The following is a 1,097-nucleotide window of genomic DNA, read 5'->3' as shown; positions in this document are numbered from 1 at the left end:
CCTCCTATCGAATCCGTAGTGACTGGCCTTGCTTGAGAATCGCACCAGGCACTTCTTTCCCACCTTTTAGCGCGTCCTTGATTTTGGCTTTATCTGGATGCCATTCGTCAACGTGCACCAGATAACTTACTGGTAGCTTGCTCTCATCGACCAAATCAACGGCTGGCGGGTTATTTTGGATGCCGAAACTAAAGTAAGGTGTCTTAAACTTTGTCTTGCCTGTTTGCTCCATAGCGTCTTGAAGCCGCTGCTTGAGCCATTTGATGTTGTTGTCAATTGACTGTGCACGTTCACGCAATCGCTGTGCTTCCGCCTTAATCGTGTCTGATTGACCCTTTAAGTCCGCGATGATTTTGGCATAGCCATCCGCCTTGTCCTCGATTGCATCGTCAAGAGATGCCAACGTGTCAGACAAACTTCGGGATCAATGTCGCCATCCTGCATTAACTGTAGTAGCTTGTCATAATTTGCCGTGAGGCTGTATAATGTAGCCATAAACATATCTCCTAACTATTTATTTTTGCCGTCTGATGTCCTACCATCGGCGGCTTTTTCTGTGCCCAAAATCATCGACACTAATCTGCCAATCTCATATTCCTGGGCTTCCAAGTCCGATTTATCCTCATCCGCCGCGATGTTCAGTTCTCGAACGATACGGCCACGCTCAGAGCGCAGAATGCCCATGATTTCATCGTGCGTCATGACTCTTCACCCCGATCAGCCCGTTGCCGTTGAATAATGTCGATAAGCACCGTGGTTAGTACGTCATACCGCGCCAAACTTTCACGCATTTCTCGTTTAGACACGTTTTTTAGATCACGACTGACATCTGATTCCTGTGTGAGCATCATAATTATCAGATCGATAATGTCGTCTGTGGATACTTTATAAAATGTATTCATTAGCTAGCTCCTCCTACTCCCAAAACGGGCTGCGTACTTTAACGTCAGCATCACCGTGCGCTAGTTCAATTCGACGACGGCGATTTAGCGCAATGTTGTGCCGCAGCATGTGGTTGTCATCGCCTTTAATAGCAATCAACGTAAGCCAGTTGTGGTAGTCCATCAGTAGCCACAAACGGCGTTCATTTTCAGTCA

Annotated in this window: 4 protein-coding genes; all 4 read right to left on the bottom strand. The window is 46.9% G+C overall.

Annotated elements, in window-relative coordinates:
• Positions 1–4: 4 nt before the first annotated feature.
• A complete protein-coding gene (locus JCM17471_RS13165; RefSeq protein WP_225354320.1) occupies positions 5–403 on the bottom strand; it encodes a siphovirus Gp157 family protein in 399 nt (132 codons plus the stop codon).
• A gap of 107 nt (positions 404–510) precedes the next feature.
• Entirely contained in the window at positions 511–702 is a 192-nt protein-coding gene (locus JCM17471_RS13160; RefSeq protein WP_054778177.1) for a hypothetical protein, read from the bottom strand.
• Positions 699–902 (bottom strand): hypothetical protein, encoded by a 204-nt coding sequence (locus tag JCM17471_RS13155; RefSeq protein WP_054778176.1) that lies wholly within the window; start codon positions 900–902, stop codon positions 699–701. Before JCM17471_RS13155 ends, JCM17471_RS13160 begins: the two co-directional genes overlap by 4 nt.
• Positions 903–915: 13 nt before the next feature.
• The coding region (locus JCM17471_RS15630) for a hypothetical protein (RefSeq protein WP_225354319.1) at positions 916–1,097 on the bottom strand (182 nt) is incomplete at its 5' end.

It is taken from the genome of Lacticaseibacillus saniviri JCM 17471 = DSM 24301 (genome assembly GCF_001311785.1).
In the GTDB taxonomy this organism is placed as follows: Bacteria; Bacillota; Bacilli; order Lactobacillales; family Lactobacillaceae; genus Lacticaseibacillus; species Lacticaseibacillus saniviri.
The sequence above is the reverse complement of the archived record's forward strand: the minus strand, read 5'-3'. Positions and strand labels throughout refer to the sequence as shown.